At 69.2% G+C, this 18184-nt stretch carries 18 protein-coding genes; 9 read left to right on the forward strand and 9 right to left on the reverse strand.

Annotation, left to right across the window (positions count from 1 at the left end):
• Positions 1-6 precede the first annotated feature (6 nt).
• The 4 genes from dph2 (at position 7) to NLF94_RS11290 (ending at position 3891) form a co-directional block, all read left to right on the forward strand.
• Positions 7-1074, forward strand: coding sequence for a diphthamide biosynthesis enzyme Dph2 (gene dph2 / locus NLF94_RS11275; protein WP_254837724.1), 1068 nt, complete (start codon positions 7-9; stop codon positions 1072-1074).
• A 51-nt stretch (positions 1075-1125) separates the two neighbouring features.
• Positions 1126-1803, forward strand: a complete 678-nt coding sequence (locus NLF94_RS11280; RefSeq protein WP_254837725.1) for a DUF8173 domain-containing protein — start codon at positions 1126-1128, stop codon at positions 1801-1803.
• A gap of 67 nt (positions 1804-1870) precedes the next feature.
• Positions 1871-3193 carry a hypothetical protein gene (locus tag NLF94_RS11285; protein WP_254837726.1) on the forward strand — a complete coding sequence of 441 codons (1323 nt, stop codon included), beginning with the start codon at positions 1871-1873 and terminating at the stop codon, positions 3191-3193.
• Between the two features lie 56 nt (positions 3194-3249).
• Positions 3250-3891 carry an METTL5 family protein gene (locus tag NLF94_RS11290; RefSeq protein ID WP_254837727.1) on the forward strand — a complete coding sequence of 214 codons (642 nt, stop codon included), beginning with the start codon at positions 3250-3252 and terminating at the stop codon, positions 3889-3891.
• On the opposite strand, the gene NLF94_RS11295 is transcribed toward NLF94_RS11290, so the two are convergent.
• From NLF94_RS11295 to NLF94_RS11310, 4 genes are all read right to left on the reverse strand, one after another.
• The gene (locus tag NLF94_RS11295) at positions 3888-5522 is read right to left on the reverse strand and encodes a rhomboid family intramembrane serine protease (RefSeq protein ID WP_254837728.1); all 1635 of its coding nucleotides are present in this window, start codon (positions 5520-5522) and stop codon (positions 3888-3890) included. The genes NLF94_RS11290 and NLF94_RS11295 overlap by 4 nt on opposite strands.
• A 59-nt stretch (positions 5523-5581) precedes the next feature.
• Complete coding sequence (locus NLF94_RS11300; protein WP_254837729.1) at positions 5582-6598, reverse strand: alcohol dehydrogenase catalytic domain-containing protein; 1017 nt, start codon at positions 6596-6598, stop codon at positions 5582-5584.
• Between the two features lie 47 nt (positions 6599-6645).
• The gene (locus tag NLF94_RS11305; protein ID WP_254837730.1) at positions 6646-6882 is read right to left on the reverse strand and encodes a HalOD1 output domain-containing protein; all 237 of its coding nucleotides are present in this window, start codon (positions 6880-6882) and stop codon (positions 6646-6648) included.
• A gap of 97 nt (positions 6883-6979) precedes the next feature.
• A complete protein-coding gene (locus tag NLF94_RS11310) occupies positions 6980-8062 on the reverse strand; it encodes a phosphotransferase family protein (protein ID WP_254837731.1) in 1083 nt (360 codons plus the stop codon).
• Between the two features lie 133 nt (positions 8063-8195).
• Between NLF94_RS11310 and NLF94_RS11315 the strand changes: the two genes are divergently transcribed.
• Positions 8196-9410: an acyl-CoA dehydrogenase family protein gene (locus NLF94_RS11315; protein WP_254837732.1), complete on the forward strand. Its 1215-nt coding sequence runs from the start codon at positions 8196-8198 to the stop codon at positions 9408-9410.
• A 16-nt stretch (positions 9411-9426) separates the two neighbouring features.
• On the opposite strand, the gene NLF94_RS11320 is transcribed toward NLF94_RS11315, so the two are convergent.
• Complete coding sequence (locus tag NLF94_RS11320) at positions 9427-10197, reverse strand: SDR family NAD(P)-dependent oxidoreductase (RefSeq protein ID WP_254837733.1); 771 nt, start codon at positions 10195-10197, stop codon at positions 9427-9429.
• A gap of 101 nt (positions 10198-10298) precedes the next feature.
• On the opposite strand from NLF94_RS11320, the gene NLF94_RS11325 reads away from it, so the two are divergent.
• Positions 10299-11153: a hypothetical protein gene (locus tag NLF94_RS11325; RefSeq protein WP_254837734.1), complete on the forward strand. Its 855-nt coding sequence runs from the start codon at positions 10299-10301 to the stop codon at positions 11151-11153.
• Between the two features lie 8 nt (positions 11154-11161).
• Here NLF94_RS11325 and NLF94_RS11330 read toward each other — a convergent pair whose 3' ends face one another.
• From NLF94_RS11330 to NLF94_RS11345, 4 genes are all read right to left on the reverse strand, one after another.
• Complete coding sequence (locus tag NLF94_RS11330; protein WP_254837735.1) at positions 11162-11857, reverse strand: DUF502 domain-containing protein; 696 nt, start codon at positions 11855-11857, stop codon at positions 11162-11164.
• 72 nt (positions 11858-11929) lie between these two features.
• Positions 11930-12709 (reverse strand): SDR family NAD(P)-dependent oxidoreductase, encoded by a 780-nt coding sequence (locus tag NLF94_RS11335; RefSeq protein WP_254837736.1) that lies wholly within the window; start codon positions 12707-12709, stop codon positions 11930-11932.
• Positions 12710-12782: 73 nt separating this feature from the next.
• A complete protein-coding gene (locus tag NLF94_RS11340) occupies positions 12783-13475 on the reverse strand; it encodes an HAD family hydrolase (RefSeq protein ID WP_254837737.1) in 693 nt (230 codons plus the stop codon).
• Complete coding sequence (locus NLF94_RS11345) at positions 13472-14434, reverse strand: MBL fold metallo-hydrolase (RefSeq protein ID WP_254837738.1); 963 nt, start codon at positions 14432-14434, stop codon at positions 13472-13474. Before NLF94_RS11345 ends, NLF94_RS11340 begins: the two co-directional genes overlap by 4 nt.
• 172 nt (positions 14435-14606) lie before the next feature.
• Between NLF94_RS11345 and NLF94_RS11350 the strand changes: the two genes are divergently transcribed.
• The 3 genes from NLF94_RS11350 (at position 14607) to NLF94_RS11360 (ending at position 18181) form a co-directional block, all read left to right on the forward strand.
• Positions 14607-15383, forward strand: a complete 777-nt coding sequence (locus tag NLF94_RS11350) for an SDR family NAD(P)-dependent oxidoreductase (protein ID WP_254837739.1) — start codon at positions 14607-14609, stop codon at positions 15381-15383.
• A gap of 22 nt (positions 15384-15405) precedes the next feature.
• Positions 15406-16407 (forward strand): TIGR04024 family LLM class F420-dependent oxidoreductase, encoded by a 1002-nt coding sequence (locus NLF94_RS11355; RefSeq protein ID WP_254837740.1) that lies wholly within the window; start codon positions 15406-15408, stop codon positions 16405-16407.
• 79 nt (positions 16408-16486) lie between these two features.
• Positions 16487-18181 carry a thiamine pyrophosphate-binding protein gene (locus NLF94_RS11360; protein ID WP_254837741.1) on the forward strand — a complete coding sequence of 565 codons (1695 nt, stop codon included), beginning with the start codon at positions 16487-16489 and terminating at the stop codon, positions 18179-18181.
• Positions 18182-18184: the final 3 nt, after the last annotated feature.

Genomic DNA, 18184 nt, shown 5'->3' on the forward strand with positions numbered 1-18184 from the left:
ACGCTAATGAGCCAGGAACCGGACGCCGAGTACACCGACGGCGACCTGCGGAACACGGGGATGTCGCTGAAGCACGACCGGACGTGGGACTACGAACTCGACCGCATCGTCGAGGCGGTCGACGAGCGGGACGCCTCGACGGTCGGCCTGCAGTTCCCCGAGGGCCTCAAGCGCCGGGGACCGCGCGTCGCCGACGACCTGCGGGCTGCGCTGCCCGACGGCGCCGACGTGATGATATCGGGCAAGCCCTGCTACGGCGCCTGCGATCTGGACACCTACCTGATGCGCCGGACCGACGTCTTCGTCCACTTCGGCCACTCGCCGATGAAGGAGTCGGAGAAGATCATCTACGTCCCGCTGTTCTCGAACGTCGAGGTGACGCCCATCATGGAGGAGTCGCTAGCGGAGCTGCCCGACGCCGACGCCGAGGCCACAGACCGGCCGGCGGTCGGCCTCGTCACGACTGCCCAGCACATGAACAAGTTCGACGAGATGCGGTCGTGGCTCGAGGAACGGGGCTACGAGGTCGAGACCCGCCGCGGCGACGAGCGACTGACCCACGAGGGACAGGTGCTCGGGTGCAACTACGCCTCGGCGGACGTCGACGCCGACCACGTCCTCTACGTCGGCGGCGGGAAGTTCCACCCGCTCGGACTGGCGATGGAACACCCCGACAAGAAGGTCGTCATCGCCGACCCGGTCAACAACGTCGTCACCGTCGCGGACACGGAGAAGTTCATGAAACAGCGCTACGCCGCGGTCCACAAGGCGATGGACGCCGAGGAGTGGGGCGTCATCTTCTGTACGAAAATCGGCCAGGGCCGCTGGGAGACCGCCCAGGAGATCGTCGAGGACAACGACGACGCCTACCTCATCACGATGGACGAGGTGACGCCGGACCGCCTGACGAACTTCGGGCTGGACGCCTACGTCAACACCGGCTGTCCGCGGATCACGACCGACGACGGCCCGCAGTTCAAGCAGCCGATGCTGACCCCCCAGGAGTACCGCATCGCCATCGGCGAGGAGGACCTGGAGGCCCTGGAGTTCGACACCTTCCACGGCACCTGGTGATTTCTCGCTGGGAGCGGTAGAAATAATACGCTGGCGGAACCGCTCGCCGGTATGCTGCGCCCTCCAGGCGGTCGCTCGGTTCCGGTCGTCGCGTCCGTCGTCGCGGCGTTCGTTGCCGTCGACCCCGCCGCCGCACAGACGACGAACCCCGAAGCCGTCGGTACCTCGATCGTCCTGAACGCTATCGTGTCGGGGGTGTTCGGCCTCGTCGTCGCGGGCGGCATCGTCGCGCTTGCACCCGACTACGCCGAGCGGACGACCGACCGGATCCGCACGAACCCCGGCGGCACGTTCCTCTACGGTCTCGCCATCGGCATCGCGGCAGTGATCGTCGGATTCCTCCTCGCGCTCACCATCGTCGGCATTCTGGTCGCCGTCCCGATGTTCATCGTCCTCGGTGTCGTCGGCTACCTCGGCCACCTCGCGGCCGGCCGCTCGGTCAGCGACGACTGGGGCGTTGCGGTACTCGTCGCGGTCGTCCTGGCGGTCGTCACCGGTGCGATCCCCATACTCGGTGGTCTCCTCGGGTTCGTCCTCTCGAGTCTCGGCATCGGTGCCGCCTACCTCGACTACAAGGACGACGGACGTTCCGGTCGCGGGCGAAAGTCCCGGAACCACGGCGGGCGCGACCGCCGTGTGCGGGACCGCGGTGACGACGATCGCCGGCCGATCGGGAACCACGACCGGTCGGGGACCGACGGCGAGGACGACCCCGGCGGGCCGCGCTGAACCTCGCTCCGACCGCGCCGTCGGTCACCGGAAGACGTTTTCCGCCCGAACCGGAACTGCGAGTACGATGTCCTCCAGCCGTCGTCGGTTCCTCGCCGCCGTCGGGGCCGCGCTCGTCGCGGGCTGTAACGAGTCGAGTCGGCCGACCAGGGAGCGGACGGTGACGCCGGTCGACGTACCGCGGTCGGAGGACGGCGCCCTCGAGGCGGCGGCCGAGATACCGGTTCCGTCGGTGCCGCCCGCGGCCGTCGTCGACGGCGACCACCGGGAGGCGGTCGTCGCGGCCGCCGAGGAACTCCTCGAGAGGGCCGAGCGCGAACTCGAGGCCGCAGCGGGGATCGACCTCGCCGAGATCGACGCCCCGCTGCGGGATCCGGAGGACCCCTTCGAGGCAGCCCGTCGAGCGCTCGACGAACTCCGGGAAGGCCCCGATCCCAGGAACTTTCGGCGCTTCGACCGCGCGTTCGCGGACGCGGGTACCGTCCTCGGTTACGTCCGTGCGGAGGCCGACAGCCTCGACGCCGGGGCGGTCCGGGCGGCGGTCCGAAGGGAGCGTGACGGCTACGAGGGCCTGCAAGCGGACGTCGAGTACCGCCTGACGACACCCGTCGTCCAGTACCTGCCGACGGTGGCCGTCGCCGAGTCCGCCCTCGGACACGCTGGCAACCGCCTCGACACCGTCGAGAACCGGGTCGGGGGTCTCGACGAGACGTCCGGGACGCCGTCTTCCTCGGAGATAGCCGCCGCGTGGCGTCGGGTCGAACAGTTCCGGCTGGCGAGGACGAACGCGGCCGGCTTCCTCGGGACCGGGACGGAGCCGTCGGCTGCCCCCCGACGGGACGCCATCGAGAGCGCGGTCGAGCGACAGCTGAGCGCGCTCCGATCGCTGTCGGTGCCGGAGGCACCGGGTTCGGAGGCGGGAGCGGGACCGGAACGGGTACGGACGATCCTCTCGACGATCGGGTCCCGCCGCTCGGATCTCCTCGACGGGACCGGGCGCGACGTTTCGGAGGGCCCACGCCGGGTCGTGGAACTCCTGGAAGCGGTACGCGTTCGTGGGGAACTGGAGGCGTTCGGGACCGCCGCGGCGGTGACCGCCGACCGGATGGACCGCGGTCGGCTCCCTGCGGAGCTACTCGTCGAGGAAAAGCGACGTGCCACCGACCGCCTCGAGACCCTCTCGGCGGCCGCGCCCCTCCAGCGGCGGGTCGGCGCGCTCGCAGTGGACATGGTGACCTACGGCGACAGGCTACGGTCGGAACAGGGGACGAATCCCACCGCGACCGCCCACTTCATGTACGTCGGAGGGCGGGCGTTCGCCGACCGGGCGCTGACGCGGGGCGAGGCTCTGGCGGACGCACTGGAGGACCCGGACGGCCCCCGGAAGTGATATTACTATAGAACATACGAAAAGTTATAACAATTCCTGGCAAGTATTGTGTCACGATGACAGACGGGAACACGGGGGCGACGCGGCGGCGACTGGCACAGGAGCTGGCCGTCGTCGCGGGGTTTGACGACCCGCGGGCGCCGCTGGAGCAGTACCACACGCCGCCTGAGCTTGCGGCCCACATCGTCCACGTCGCCGACCTCCAGGGCGACGTCGAGGGGCGGACCGTCCTCGACCTGGGATGCGGCACCGGAATGCTCGCGCTGGGTGCGGCTCTGCGCGGACCCGACCGGGTCGTCGGTCTCGACGTCGACCCGGCGCCGCTGTCGACGGCGACGGAGAACGAGCGCCGTGTCGGCGCGACGGCCGACGTCTCGTGGGTCCGGGGCGACGCGACGCGGGTGCCGCTGTGTCCCGCCGGGGAGGTCACGGTCCTGATGAACCCGCCGTTCGGCGCCCAGTCGGGCAACGAGGGCGCCGACCGCGCCTTCCTCGAGACCGCCGCCGAAGTCGCGTCCGTCTCGTACTCGGTACACAACGCGGGCAGCGAGTCGTTCGTCGAGGCCTTCGCGGCCGACAACGGCGGGGAGGTAACCCACGCCTTCGCCGCCGAGTTCGACCTCCCGCGGCAGTTCGACCACCACACCGAGGAGACCCGGACCATCGACGCCGAGGTCTTCCGGATCGAGTGGGTCTAGCTCGACCGCCTGGCTATCCTGACCCGCGTCTCGCCGCGCTCGACGTAGAGGTTCCGCTGTTCGCGCCGGAGTCGTAGCCCGCCGGCGGCCGTCTCGTTGCCGGCCGACGGCAGCGTCGCCCGTCCGAGCGTCTCGTTGTTCCGGGTCACGACGGCCGCGAAGGCGTCGCCCGACGGCTCGATGGTGACGTTCCGGCCGTCGACGCGTGGGCCGGCAGTGGTGTTGCCGCTCCGGTAGACGACGCGGCCTTCGCCGCGGTCGCGGGCCAGGCGGACGTGATAGACCGGCGGACCGCCGGCGACGTTCCACCCGTTCCGGGTGACGTGGACGTTCTCGGTCCAGGTGAGGCCGCCGAGACGGACGGTGCCGCGGTTCCTGGAGGCGAGACGGCCCTTCGAGAACACCTCCCACCAGATGTTGCGCCGCTCGGAGACGACGATAACGCCGCTGGCCTCGATGCCCTCCGTCGAGGCGTCGTTGCCCGGGATGGGAACCGCCGGGATGTACTGGTTCTGCACCCCCTCGGCGTAGAACACGGTGTAGTCGCGGACCTCGACGGCGTCGGCCGTCTCGAACCCTGCGGCGGGGTCGTCGACGACGAAGAGGTTGAAGGGGACGGCGACGACGGCGACGGCCACGAGTACGGCGAGCAGGAGACCGTAGGCCGCCTCCCGGCGCGAGAGGTCGATACTCGACAGCAGCGTGCGGTCGGAGGCGGTCGCGCCGACGGCGACCGCGGCCGAAAGCAGGAAGACCAGCGCCGTCCCGAGCGCCCTGAACAGCCGGAACCGGTCGGAGCCCTCGATGGTGTAGACGGCCCACAGCCCCCGGTCGACGGCGACCAGCAGCGCCGCCAGCCAGACGTGGGTCGGGTTCGGCCGGACCCCCCGACGGTACAGCACCGCGATTCCGGCGACGATGCCGACGAATAGCCCGAGGGCGTGTCCCTGAATGGCGACGTCGGACCACCACGGCGTCACGAACGTCTCGCGTGCGGTGCGGGCGATCTCGGGGTAGCGGAGCGCCCGGTAGACGAGGTCGACGACGCCCGTGGCCACGAGGCCGACGACCGCCGCCAGCGGGTACCGGACCAGGGCGAAGCCGACGAACGCGAAGACGACCCCGGAGAAGCCGACGACCGGGCCGAGCGCGAACAGGCCGGTGAGGAGACCGGTGACGAAGACGGCGACCGTCCAGGCGGCGATGCGGGCGAAGGGGTTGGTCGAGAGCGAGGAAAACGAGGCGCTGCCCCGCTCGCGCGGGAAGTGACTCCAGGCGTACTCGGCGACCGAGCCGAACAGGAGCGTCCCGACGACGTTGCCGACGAGGTGGTTCAGCCCGCTGTGCGCGAAGGCGGCCGTGGCGATGCCGGTCGGGTAGAAGTACCCCCACGCGCGGAACGGGACGACGACCGGGTCCCGCGGATGGACGAGACCGCGCTGGACGAACAGGTAGAACCCGACGATTCCGACGACGGCCACGAACGTCCCCCACGGGACGCCCGCGACGAGTCGCCTGCGGGCGAGCAGGCCCCAGCGTCCGCCCGGGCGCGAGAGAACGGCGACGGCGACAAGCGAGACGACGATACCGCTCGCCACGAGTAGCTGCCAGCCGACCGCCGGAACCTCCATGCCGACGGCCAGGGGCGGGACCGACAAATAAGCCGACGGTTCCGACCCTCCGCCCGGCGTCAGGCGCCCGGTTCGACGACGAGTTTGCCGAAGGCGTCCCGCCGGAGCATCTCGTCGAAGGCCTCGCCCGTCTCAGCCAGCGCGTAGGTCCCCCCGACGGGCGGGTCGAAGGCCCCATCCGCGAGCAGCTCGACGAGCGTCGCCAGTTCGGGCTGGGTACCCATCGTCGAGCCGACGATCTCCTCGTGTCGCAGGAAGAAGGGCCCGAGTTCGAACTCCGAGGTGGGAGCGGCCGTCCGCCCGCAAATGACCATCGTCCCGCCGCGCCGCATGACCTCGAGACCGGCCTGCGTGAACTCGCCGCCGAGGTGGTTGACGACGGCATCGGGCTGGCCGACCGCCCGCACCGCCCGGACCAGTTCCTCGGGGTCGGCCGACTCGACGGTGTGGGCACAGCCCAGTTCCTCGAGGCGCTTTAGTTTGCGCTCGGAGGTGGAGGTGCCGACGGCCTCGGCACCGAGTACGTCCGAGAGCTGGACGGCGGCGACGCCGACGCCGCCCGTGGCGCCGGGGACGAACACGAGGTCCGTCGGGCCGACGTCGGCGACCTTCAGCATCCGCCAGGCGGTGAGGTAGGCCGTCGGTAGCGCCGCCGCCTCCGGGAAGCCGACGCTCTCGGGGAGCGGAATCAACCGGTCGGCTTCGACGAGCGCCTGTTCGGCCAGCGCGCCGTGGTACAGCCTGAACGCCTCACAGAGCGTCTCCGGGCCCTCACGGCAGTACTCGCAGGTCCCGCAGGTCTCGTTGGGACACAGAAGCACCCGGTCTCCGGCCTCGACCGCGGCACCCTCGCCGGCCGCCCGGACGACGCCGGCGGCGTCCAGCCCCGAGACGAAGGGGAGCGCCCCTTCCGAGACCAGCGCGGAGTCGCCCTGCAGGATCCAGAGGTCGTGGCGGTTGATGGAACAGGCCTCGACGTCGACGACGGCCTCGCCGGGACCGGGGTCGGGGTCGGGTCGTTCGCGTATCGCTACCTCGTCGCCGTCGCCGAAACCGGTGAACGCTGCGACGCGCATACCGTCGCCTCGGGCGGCCCCGAGTTAGGTGTTTGCCAGCCCCTGGCTCACGCCCAGGCCGCCTGTCGAGCCCCGTCGACGAGGACGACACAGTCGCTGGTCACCGTCACCTCGTGGTCCGGCAGTTCGAACGAGAGCGTCCAGGTGGCATCGTCGTGGGCGGCCAGCAGCCGGATGGCGTCGGTGTCGACGTGGTCCTGGAGCGACATCTCCATCTCGTTCGGGTCGACCCCCTTGGCGTCGGCGACGGCCTCGACCACCGGCAGGACGGGAGGGGCATTCATGACGACCCTTTGGAATCGCCCATACAAATTATTTTCCTAGCGGTTTCACGAATCGAAAACGCCGGTCGCCTCGAACCCGGCGTCGGGCGTCGAGCCGTCACAGCCCCATCTCCCCGTCGATTATCATCTTCGCCTGCTCGGCCAGTGCGGGGACGCCCTCGCGCATCTTCGGGTACATCGGATCGTCGGAGTTGCCCTCCAGGTACCGTCGGAAGAACATCTCGCCGAGGCCCGCCAGTTTGTAGACCGCCAGCGCCCAGTAGAACCGCGGATTGTCGAACTCGAAGCCGGTCTTGCGCTCGTAGCGGTCGATCAGCTCCCGTCGGGTCGGGTAGCCCTCCCGCTCCATGAACGTCGAGGCCAGCGTCGGCGTCGGCGGCTCCGGGTCCTTCGGCTCCCGCCAGTACGAGAGCATCCACCCGAGGTCGGTGAAGGGATCCCCGAGCGTCGACATCTCCCAGTCGAAGATGGCCGCGATCTCGGGGTCGTCGCCGGGGCCGAACATCACGTTGTCCAGCTTGTAGTCGCCGTGAACGAGCGTCGAGGGGTACTCGTCGTCGTCGGGGACGTTGTCGTACAGCCAGTTCATCACGTCGTACAGCGCGTCGACCTCCCGCTCCTCGGCGGTGACCTCGAAGGCCCAGGTGAGCTGTTCGGACCACCGACGGACCTGTCGCTGGGTGAACCCCGGCGGGTAGCCGAAGTCGCCGTGTTCGAGGCCGACCGCGTCGTAGTCGACCTCGTGGATCTCGACGAGGCGGTCGACCATCTCGTGACCGATGGTCTCGCGGGCCTGGGGGTTCCCGAAGCGGTCGGGCTCCTCGTCGCGCAACACGTCGCCGTCCTCGCGTTCCATCGCGTAGAAGTCGCTGCCGAGGACCGCGTGGTCCTCGCAGGCCAGCACGGTCGTCGGGACCCTGACCGCGGTGTCCTGCAGGGCGTCGATGACGCGGTACTCCCGGAGGACGTCGTGGGCGTTCTCGGCGGTCTCGCCCGGCGGCGGCCGCCGGACGACGAGTTCGCGGTCGCCCCAGGTGACGAACAGTGTCTCGTTGGAGTGGCCCTCCTGGTGGTGGGCGACCTCGAAACGGTCGGCCGGCCCGAGCTCGTCGGCCAGATACGACTGCAGCGACCGCTCGTCGACGATGCGGTCGAAGTACTCCGAGTCAGGGTCCGTCATCGACCCGCCCCTCCGAACCTACTAACATTGTAAGCGAACGTGTTCACCCAGACGTATATATCCGCCGCTACATCTCGGTGACCGGACAGCTATCCGCCGGTCCTTTTACAATGTTGTGCGCCGAACCCCGGTCATGGAGTACCACGACTCCGAGACGGCCGAGGCGCTGGCCGCACGGGCCCGGGAGTTCGTCGACGAGGTAGTCATCCCCACCGAGCGCGAACACCTCGGCGGCGGTCCCGTCGGCGAGGACGTCGTCGCCGAGTTGCGCGAGGAGGCACGAAAGCGGGACGTTTACTGCCCGCAGATCGACGAGGAACACGGCGGGATGGGCCACGACCTCCGGGACGTGCTGCCGCTGTTCGAGGAGGCCGGTCGGTCGCTGCTCGGCGCGGCCGCGATGCGCGTCGACGCCCCCGACGAGGGCAACATGCACACGCTGGAACTGGTCGGCACCGAGGAACAGAAAGACGAGTGGCTCGAACCGCTCGTCGCCGGCGAGATCCGGTCGGCCTTCGGGATGACCGAACCCCGCCAGGGCGCCGGGTCGGACCCGAAGATGCTGGCCACCACCGCCGAGAAGGACGGCGACGAGTACGTCATCGACGGCCACAAGTGGTGGACCACGCAGGGCAGCCACGCCGACGTCATCCTGTTGATGGCCGTCACGGACCCCGACGTCCACCCCTACAAGGGCGCCTCGATCGTCCTCGTGCCGACCGACGCCGACGGCGTCGAGATGGTCCGGGACATCCCGCATCTCGGCCCCGACATGGACGGCCACGGCCACGCCGAGTTCCGCTTCGACGGCGTTCGCGTCCCACAGGAGAACCTGCTGGGCCAGGAGAACATGGGCTTCGCCATCGCCCAGCAACGGCTCGGTCCCGCCCGGCTGACCCACTGTATGCGCTTTTCGGGGATGGCTCGCCGGGCGCTCACCATCGCCAAGGCCTACATGAGCGACCGTGAGGCGTTCGGGTCGACGCTCGACGAGAAGCAGTCGCTCCGCTACGACATCGCGGACAAGGAGACCGAACTCCACGCCGCCCGGACGATGGTGCGACACGCCGCCGAGGAGATCGCCCGCGGCGAGCAGGCCCGCGTCCCCGTCTCGATGTCGAAGGTGTTCGCCGCCAACGTCACCCAGGAGGCCATCGACCTCGCCGTCCAGTGCTGCGGCGGCGCCGGCATCTCTCGGGACCTCCCGCTGGCGGACTTCTACGAGGGTGTCCGGGCGTTCCGCATCGTCGACGGCGCCGACGAGGTCCACCAGCGGGTCATCGCCCGCGACGCCTTCGAGGATGCCGACGAGCACACACACGAACTGGAGAACGTTCCGACGTTCTGAAGCCCCTCTCGTGGGTTCAGGTCGCCGTCCACCCGCCGTCGACGGTGAAGACGCTCCCCGTGCAGTAGGCGGAGGCGTCGCTGGCCAGGAAGACGGCGATGCCCTTGAGATCGTCCGGTTCGCCGAGGCGACCCAGCAGGGTCTCGTCGGCCATCTGCTCGTGCATCTCGTCAAGGCCGCTGTCCTTCCGGAAGGCGCCGCCGCCGATGTTCGTGTGGGTCCACCCCGGCGCGACGGCGTTGACGCGAATCTCTGGCGCGAGGTCGGCGGCGGCCTGTTTCGTCAACTGGACGACGCCGCCCTTCGAGGCGACGTAGGCGGCGACGCCGGGCCAGTCGGAGGCCACGTCGCCGAGCACCGAGGCCGTCGTGACGATGCTGCCGCCGTCCTCCATCGCGGCGGCGGCCTCCCGGACGGTGTAGAAGACGCCGTCGAGGTTGACGTCGAGTACCACGTCCCACTCCTCCAGGGGATAGCGATCCAGCGGGAGGCTCAATCGTCCGATGCCGGCGTTGGCGAAGACGACGTCCAGGCCGCCGAACGCCGCTTTCGTCTCCTGGACCATCGCCGCGACCTGCTCGGGGTCGGAGACGTCGGCCTCGACGGTGGTCGTCTCGGCGTCGAGATCCGCGGCGACGTCCGCCAGCCCATCGCCGTCGACGTCCGCCAGCGCGAGGTCGGCACCGACATCCGCACAGGCCTCCGCGTACCCTCTCCCGATGCCGGATGCCGCGCCCGTAATCAGTACCACGTCGTCGTCGAGCCTGAAGCGGTCGAGTACGCCCATGGACGCCAACAGTGGCCGGGGGGATTTGGCCGTTGTCCCGGTCGCGGAGCGTGGGGCCCGCCACCGGAAGACTTTCGGCCGGATGGCCGCATCTACGGCGCATGCGTCGCCGTCAGTTCCTCGCGAGTGGAACCGCCCTCCTCGCCGGCGCAGTCGCCGGCTGTGCCCATCCCGACGTCGTGCTGGACCTCGAGGCGGCCGACGCCTCGGACGTCGCCAGCGAGGTGTCGATAGCGCCCGACCCCGAGTCCGAAGAGTACCGCGTCGTCGCGTCGGCCGTCGAGAACGGGTCGGCGACCCGGAGCGGCCGGGGGGAGCTCTTCGACGACGGCGAGACCGTCCGGGTCGGGGACGCCTTCTACGAGGTCTCCGAGACCCGCACCGAGCAAAACGAGGTGACCGTCTACGCGGTCCGGATCGACTTCGACCCGGCGGACACGACGGCCGACCTCGGCGAGATCGCATTCGAGGACCTCCCCGAAGCGGACCGCGAACGACTGGGTCGGCTGGTGTCGGAGGAGGACCCGCCGGACGGGGAGGGCTACGACGTCGGCGTCGGCTACGGGACCGCCGAAGAAGCCGGCGACTCCGTCTTCGTCCCCGAACAGCAGTACGACATCCTGGTCTACGAGGGGAACCGCTATCGGGTCGGCGTCGAGTCCCGGCCGGCCGAGTCCGGCGAGTACCGCTACGAGGTCACCGAACGCGCCGGGAGCGTCGAGGCCTTCGCCGACCAGGTCCGGGACCGGTACCTGTTCACCCTCTCGGGGCTGTCCGAGGCCGAACGCGAGGTCGTCGAGGCGTCCATCGACGGCGCGCACTTCGAGGACACCAACGCGTTCCGGTCGGTGGTCGACCGGCTCCGGGACCACGAGGGTATCGACGTGCAGGATTTCTACGGGACCTGGCTGCTGGAGTACGAGAGCGACGAGTACATCGCCTACGCCGAGTGGTAGCTCGGAGTTCAGGCCTCCTCGATCCGCTGTTGCATCCGCTCGCCGATGGTGGGGTCGTCGTCGTCGCTGATCGTGACGCCGCTCGTGATGATGGCCTGTAGCCCCTCGTCGACGCCGACGTCGATGTCGTGGACACGGTCGCGGGAGACGTAGATGACGAACCCGCCCATGACGGGGTTGGGTCCCATCGGGAGAAAGAGGCTCATCATGCCCTCCTCGTCGTGGTCGACGCTCCGCTCGAGGTGGTCGGGCGCGTCGGCGGTCACGAAAGCCATGGTGTAGGAGCCCTCGCTGGGGTACTCGACGAGTTTCACGTCGCGGAAGCTCTCCTCGCCGTTGGCGACGGTCTCGCTCATCTCCCGGAACCCACCGTAGACGTCGCCGACGCCGGGAATCGTCTCGACGGCACCGTGGAAGTACTCGGCGGCCACGGATCCGCGCGGGGCCGTCTCGACGGCGGCGCCGAGAAGCACCACGACGGCGAGCGCCAGCACGAGCGTGAGCAGATCGGCCGGCGTCCCGCCGACGCCGGTGTAGGTCTCGATGGTCGAGGAGACCGGCGCGAGGTATCCCGAGAGGAACTGGAGGACGAAGGCCGCGATGCCGACCGTCAGAAGCGTCGGTACCACGAGAACGGCACCGGTCACGAAGTAGCTCTTGAGCTGCTGTCGTGTCGTTCGGTCGTCGATGAACGGGTCGTTCATGGGTTCGCTCCCGTGCGCCCGGATAATAATTCGAGGGGGATTCGCCGTCGGACGGTGCCCGACCCCACGGCGTCAGAAACTGAAGAGGTCGATGCCGCCGGTGACGCCGATGACCTGTCCGGTGACGTAGTTGGACTGCTCGCTGGCGAGGTAGGCGACGAGGTTGGCGACGTCCTCCTCCTTGCCGAGCTGTCGCATCGGAGTGGCCTTGGCGATGCGGGCGAAGTGCTCGTCGACCTGTTCGAGCTGTTCGATGGGGAGGTCGGCGAGCTGGCCGACGACGATGCTCGGCGTGATGATGTTCGAGGTGACGCCGTGCTGGGCACCCTCCAGGGCGAGCGTCTTCCCGAAGCCGATGAGGGCGGCCTTCGTCGCCGAGTACGATAGCTGGCCGAAGCCGCCCTGCCAGCCGGCCATCGAGGACATGTTGACGATGCGGCCCCACTCCCGTTCCTTCATGTTGGGGTAGACCTCGCGGGTGATGTTGTAGGCGCCGGTGAGGTTGACTGCGATGTCGCGGTCCCAGATGTCGTCGTCGAAGTCCTCGACCTTGTCCCGGGCGTCGACCATCCCGGCGTTGTTCACCAGCACGTCGATGCCGCCAGTCTCCTCCTCGAGGGCGGCGACGGTGTCGGCGACGTCCTCGCGGTCGGTGAGGTCACACTCGACGGCGTGGGCGGTGCCGCCGTAGTCGTCCTCGACTTCGTCCGCCACGTTCTCGGCCTTCTCGAGGGCGACGTCGAGGATGACGACCTCGGCACCCTCCTCGGCGAGTACGCGACAGTCTTCGCTCCCGATGCGTCCGGCCCCGCCCGTCACGAGGGCGGTCTTGTCGTCGAGTCCCAGATCCATTGCATTGCGGGTATCCGCTGGTTACAGGATAAGGGTTCCGACGGGCATACGAGGGTCGTTTAGTAGGCGTCCGTCAGCGCCGGACGCCGACCACGTCGACGAGCTCCGGCAGGGCCGTAATCTCGTGGGTCGCCTCCGGCCCCCAGGCGTCCTCGCCGTAGCCGGCGGCCGCGAGGCCGACCGCGGCCGCGCCCGCGACGTCGTGCTCGTAGCGGTCCCCGACCATCACCGTCGCGGCCGGGTCGACGCCGGTCCCCTCCAGGGCGTCGCGGAACATCCGCTCGTCGGGCTTGGTGTAGCCGACGGCCTCGGAGGTCGTGACGTGCTCGAAGCAGTCCCGGATACCGAACGTCGACAGCATGTTCTCGGCCTCGCGGGTGTCGATGTCGGAGACGACGGCCTGGGTGACGCCAGCCTCGGAGAGCGCCTCGACGGTGTCGACGGCGCCGTTTTCGGCCCGGAGGGTCCCGCTCGTCGCCTCGTCGAGGGTCCGCTCCCAGCCGTCCGGCGGATCGCCGTCGAACAGCGCCGCGGTCGCCTTCCGGTAGCCCTCGCGGGCGGTGCGGTACTCCGTGCCCTCGCGGCCGCGGAAGTGCTCGCCGAGGGCCGACTTCCACGCCTCGAGGGCGGGGTCGGGCTCGAGATCGTGTTCGGCCGCGAGTTCGCCGACGAAGGCGGCGTACCCCTCCCGGACGGAGGATAGCTCGACGATGACGCCGCCGATGTCCCAGAAGACGGCCTCGTACCGACGCGACGCGTCGCTCATACGCTGTAGTGTCGGACGCCGTCGGTGGGTTCGGCCGACACCTCGCCGGTCCGCTCGAGGTGGGACAGCGCGCTCATCGTCTCGGGGATGAGATACTTGATGTCCCGCTCGCCCGCGAGCGTCATGGCGACGCCGGGCGCCGTCGAGTAGCCGTCGGCGACGAGCTCTCGGACCTGCCGGAGACGGTCGTCGAGGCTCCGTCGGTCCCGCTCGACGGAGCCCGCGAGGTCGGTGTGGACGGGCCCGTGGCCGGGGTAGACCCGGGCGACCTCGAGCGCGGCCAGGCGGTCGAGAGCGGTGTAGAAGGCGTCGAACGCCTCGCGGTGGCCGTCGTCGAGACCGTCGTGCAGGAGGACCGGTCGGAGCGGCTCCATCGCCATGTCGCCGGAGAACAGGACGCGATCGCCGTCGATCTCGGCGGAGTAGCTCAGGTGGTCGGCCTGGTGCCCCGGGACGTGGACCGCCCCGACCTCGAGGCCGCCGACGTCGGTGGTGTCTCCGGGGTCGATCCAGCGGTCGACGGCCCCGGGGTCGAGCAGTTCCGCGTTCCGCTCCAGTGACTCGACGGCCATCTCGACGGCCGTCTCGCACTGTTCTTCGGGGAAGCCCGCCTCGGTGCAGTTGCGACGGACGCGCGTCTCCACGTCGTCGGGATCGCGTGCCAGTCGTTCGCGGACGCTCGCCGGCGCGTACACGGTCGGATCGCCATCCTCCAGCACCGTCGGTACCTGCCCGATGTGGTCGACATGCGGGTGGGTGACGACGAGGTGCTCGATGTCACCCGGTTCGTAGCCGTGTCCCGCGAGACGGTCGCGGAACGCCGCGTCGTTGTCGGGCGTGGCGGCGTCGACGAGAACCGGCTCCGGTCCCTCGAGGAGGTAGCAGGCGACGTCGCCGGGCGGCCAGTCCACCTCGAAGGCGAGCCGGTGGACGCGGCCCAGTGTGCTTCGAGACTCCATTCGCCGGAAGGACGCCACCCGCAAATATAAGACTTCGTTTTGAAACGTCCGATTTTTACTTTCCATTGTTAGATACAAACTCCTCGTACTTACCTTTATTAACACACGCGCAGAAGCACCAGCCGAACATGACAGCGACATCGAACTGCGTCGCCGCGGCGCGTGGGCGACGATGCTAGAGCAGTACAGCGTCGAAGGCAAGACGGCCATCGTCACCGGATCGAGCCAGGGCATCGGCGAGGTGACCGCGAAACGGTTCGCCGACGGCGGCGCCGACGTCGTCGTCACCTCTCGCTCGCAGGAGAAGATCGACGAGGTCGCCGCCGACATCAACGACAGCGACCGGCCGGGCGAGGCCATCGCCGTCGAGTGCGATGTCCGCGACCGGGACGCCGTCGAGGCCCTCGTCGACGCCACCGTCGAGGAGTTCGGCGGTCTCGACACGATGGTCAACAACGCCGGCGCCTCGTTCATGGCCGGGTTCGACGACATCTCCGAGAACGGCTGGAAGACCATCGTTGACATCAACCTCCACGGCACGTTCCATTGCTCGCAGGTCGCCGGCCAGCGGATGCAGGACGGCGACGGCGGCACCATCATCAACTTCGCCTCGGTCGCGGGGACCGACGGATCGCCGTACATGAGCCACTACGGGGCCGCCAAGGCCGGCGTTGTCAACCTGACGCGGACGCTGGCCTACGAGTACGCCGACCACGGCATCAGGGTCAACTGCATCGCACCGGGGTTCGTCGCCACGCCGGGCGTCGCCTCCCAGATGGGCGTCTCCGCCGACGAGGTCGACCGCAGCGAGGTGAAACGTCGGATGGGCGTCTCCGAGGAGATCGCCGACATCGTCCAGTTCCTCGCCACCGAGGCCTCCTCCTACATCGTCGGCGAAACTATCACGGCGAAAGGCTTACCGAGCATCGAGGAGAGCCCGGACGTATGAGCCGACTCCGGAGGTCGAACCCGTGACCGAACGCGACGTCTCGCTCCCGGTGGCCGCCCAGCCGAGCGTCGACGCACTCGTCGAACAGGCCCAACTCGGGGAGTCACTCGGCTACGACACGGCGTGGCTCCCCGAGTCGTGGGGACGAAACACCGTGTCGACGCTCTCCTGTATCGCACGCGACACCGACGAGATCGACATCGGGAGCTCCATCCTGCCGGTGTACTCGCGGTCGCCGGCGCTGCTCGGTCAGTCGGCCGCGACGCTGCAAGAGGTCTCCGACGGCCGATTCCGGCTCGGACTCGGTCCCTCGGGACCGATCGTCATCGAGAACTGGCACGGCGTGGAGTTCGGGAACCCGCTGCGGCGGACCCGCGAGACAGTCGAGATCGTCAAGCAGGTCACGAGCGGCGAGACGGTCGACTACGACGGCGAGTACTTCGACCTCGAGGGGTTCCGGCTGCGGTGTGCCCCACCCGACCCGGCGCCGCCGGTCGAGGTCGCCGCGATGGGTCCGAAAGCCGTCGAGTTGGCCGGCCGGTTCGCCGACGGCTGGCACGGGGTCATGCTGACCCGGGACGGTATCGAGGACCGACTCGAGGACTTCGAGCGCGGCGCCGACCTCGGCGACCGGGACCGCAGCACCCAGCGCGTGACCCTGTCGCTGACCTGCTGTGCGCTCGATGACGCCGAGCGCGCAAAGCGGCTGGTCAAGCAGCACGCTGCCTTCTACATCGGCGGGATGGGCACCTACTACCGCGACAACCTCGCCCGGCAGGGTCACGAGGAGATTGCCCACGAGATATACGACGACTGGCAGGCCGGCGACCAGGAGGCGGCCGTCGCGGCGTTCCCCGAGGACCTGCTCGAGGAACTGGCCGCCTGGGGGACGCCCGAAGAGGCCCGCGAGCGCTTCGAGCGGTTCGCCGAAATCGACGGCGTCGACGCCGTCTCGGTGTCGTTCCCGCGGGCCGCCGACCTCGATGCCATCGAGTCGACGATGCGGGCGCTGGCGCCCGAGTGAGCGCCACCGGGAACGGCCAGCCCGTCCCGGCGACCCCGGATGGATGAACTATTTATCGGTGGCACCGGCAGGGAACCTCATGACGGACGCCTACACGGGCGCGGACCTGTTCGTCGACGCGCTCGAGCAGTACGGGGTCGAACACGTCTTCGGTAATCCCGGTACGACGGAGCTACCCATCATGAACGCCCTCGCGGACAGCGACGTCGAGTACGTTCTCGGTCTCCAGGAGGACATCGCCACCGGGATGGCCGCCGGCTACGCCTCCACGCGGCGCTACCACGCCGACGGCGACCCGTCGGTCAACCCGCTGGGCGTCGTGAACCTCCACATCACCCCCGGCCTGGCCCACGGTCTCGGCAACGTCTTCGGCGCGATGTACGGCGGCGCGCCGGTGCTCGTGACCGCGGGCAACCACGAACTCGACTTCCGGCACGAGGAACCGCTACTGACCGGCGACCTCGAGGAGATGGTGAGTCAGTTCTGCAAGTACTCCGCGGAGGTGACCCACGTCGACGCGCTGCCGACGCTGCTGCGTCGGGCCGCCCGAATCGCGCTGACCCCGCCGACCGGTCCGGTCTTCCTCTCGTTGCCCGCTGACGTGATGCAGACCGAGACCGACGCCGACCCCGAACGGCTCGGGTCGATCCCCGACGCCGGGTCGGGCGACCCCGACAACGTCGAGGCCGCCGCCGACTACCTCGTCGAGGCCGATCAGCCGGTCCTCGTCGTCGGCGACCACGTCGCCCGCGCCGGCACCGACGCCGTCGAGGCCGCCGTCAGACTCGCAGAGGCGGCCGGCGCCCGCGTCCACGGCGAAATCCTGGCCTGCGAGGTCAACTACCCCACCGAGCACGACCAGTGGATCTCCTTTATCGGCCCCGACGAGGACATCGCCTCGATGCTGATGGACACCGACACGCTGGCGCTGGTCGGCTGTTCGACCAACACGACGCTTCTGCGCCACGAGAACCCCCTCGTCTCGGAGGACACGACGATCGTCCAGGCGTCCAGCGACGCCCACGAGGTGGGCAAGAACCAGCCGGCCGACGCGGCCGTCGTCGGCGACCCCGGTCGCGTGATGGACGCCATCGCCGAGCGCGTCGAGGAGCGCCTCGACGAGGCCGAACGCCAGGAGCGCATCCAGTACGTCCAGACGATGAAGGCCGGCCTCGAGTCCACGATGAAGCAGATGGGCGAAGACGAGAAACCCGAGGGCGACACCCGATCGTCGAAAGCCGAACTCGTGGACAACATGAAGGCCGTCGACCCGGACACCTACATCGTCGACGAGGGCGTCACCTCGAAGTTCGCGCTTCTGACCCGCTTTCCCTTCGAGGCCGAGCAGTACCTCTCCAACAAGGGCGGTGGCCTCGGCTACGGGCTCCCCGCCGCCGTCGGCGCCGCCATCGCCGAGTCGATGCGGGACGACCCCAGGACCGTCGTCGGCTACATCGGTGACGGCTCCTATCTGTACTACCCCAACACCATCTACTCGGCGGTCCGCCACGACGTCGACTTGACCGTCGTCGTCCCCGACAACCGCAACTACCGCATCCTCAAGGACAACACGGTGAAGATGATGGGCGGCGAGGACGACGACTACGAGTTCGTCGGCATGGACTTCGACCCGCACGTCGACATCCCGGCCAACGCCGAGAGCCACGGCGCCCGCGGCCACCTCGTCGAGACGCCCGAGGAGTTCCCCGAGGTGTACGAGGCGGCGCTCTCATCCAGCGGCACCGACATCATCGACGTGCTCGTCCACGACTGACGC

The organism is Natronomonas marina, from assembly GCF_024298905.1.
Lineage (GTDB): Archaea > Halobacteriota > Halobacteria > Halobacteriales > Haloarculaceae > Natronomonas > Natronomonas marina.

What these genes read in the sequence shown, in the direction of transcription:
- dph2 (WP_254837724.1), top strand. Translation starts at nt 7, where the DNA reads ATGAGCCAGGAACCGGACGCCGAGTACACCGACGGCGACCTGCGGAAC.
- NLF94_RS11280 (WP_254837725.1), top strand. Translation starts at nt 1,126, where the DNA reads ATGCTGCGCCCTCCAGGCGGTCGCTCGGTTCCGGTCGTCGCGTCCGTC.
- NLF94_RS11285 (WP_254837726.1), top strand. Translation starts at nt 1,871, where the DNA reads ATGTCCTCCAGCCGTCGTCGGTTCCTCGCCGCCGTCGGGGCCGCGCTC.
- NLF94_RS11290 (WP_254837727.1), top strand. Translation starts at nt 3,250, where the DNA reads ATGACAGACGGGAACACGGGGGCGACGCGGCGGCGACTGGCACAGGAG.
- NLF94_RS11295 (WP_254837728.1), bottom strand. Translation starts at nt 5,522, where the DNA reads ATGGAGGTTCCGGCGGTCGGCTGGCAGCTACTCGTGGCGAGCGGTATC.
- NLF94_RS11300 (WP_254837729.1), bottom strand. Translation starts at nt 6,598, where the DNA reads ATGCGCGTCGCAGCGTTCACCGGTTTCGGCGACGGCGACGAGGTAGCG.
- NLF94_RS11305 (WP_254837730.1), bottom strand. Translation starts at nt 6,882, where the DNA reads ATGAATGCCCCTCCCGTCCTGCCGGTGGTCGAGGCCGTCGCCGACGCC.
- NLF94_RS11310 (WP_254837731.1), bottom strand. Translation starts at nt 8,062, where the DNA reads ATGACGGACCCTGACTCGGAGTACTTCGACCGCATCGTCGACGAGCGG.
- NLF94_RS11315 (WP_254837732.1), top strand. Translation starts at nt 8,196, where the DNA reads ATGGAGTACCACGACTCCGAGACGGCCGAGGCGCTGGCCGCACGGGCC.
- NLF94_RS11320 (WP_254837733.1), bottom strand. Translation starts at nt 10,197, where the DNA reads ATGGGCGTACTCGACCGCTTCAGGCTCGACGACGACGTGGTACTGATT.
- NLF94_RS11325 (WP_254837734.1), top strand. Translation starts at nt 10,299, where the DNA reads ATGCGTCGCCGTCAGTTCCTCGCGAGTGGAACCGCCCTCCTCGCCGGC.
- NLF94_RS11330 (WP_254837735.1), bottom strand. Translation starts at nt 11,857, where the DNA reads ATGAACGACCCGTTCATCGACGACCGAACGACACGACAGCAGCTCAAG.
- NLF94_RS11335 (WP_254837736.1), bottom strand. Translation starts at nt 12,709, where the DNA reads ATGGATCTGGGACTCGACGACAAGACCGCCCTCGTGACGGGCGGGGCC.
- NLF94_RS11340 (WP_254837737.1), bottom strand. Translation starts at nt 13,475, where the DNA reads ATGAGCGACGCGTCGCGTCGGTACGAGGCCGTCTTCTGGGACATCGGC.
- NLF94_RS11345 (WP_254837738.1), bottom strand. Translation starts at nt 14,434, where the DNA reads ATGGAGTCTCGAAGCACACTGGGCCGCGTCCACCGGCTCGCCTTCGAG.
- NLF94_RS11350 (WP_254837739.1), top strand. Translation starts at nt 14,607, where the DNA reads ATGCTAGAGCAGTACAGCGTCGAAGGCAAGACGGCCATCGTCACCGGA.
- NLF94_RS11360 (WP_254837741.1), top strand. Translation starts at nt 16,487, where the DNA reads ATGACGGACGCCTACACGGGCGCGGACCTGTTCGTCGACGCGCTCGAG.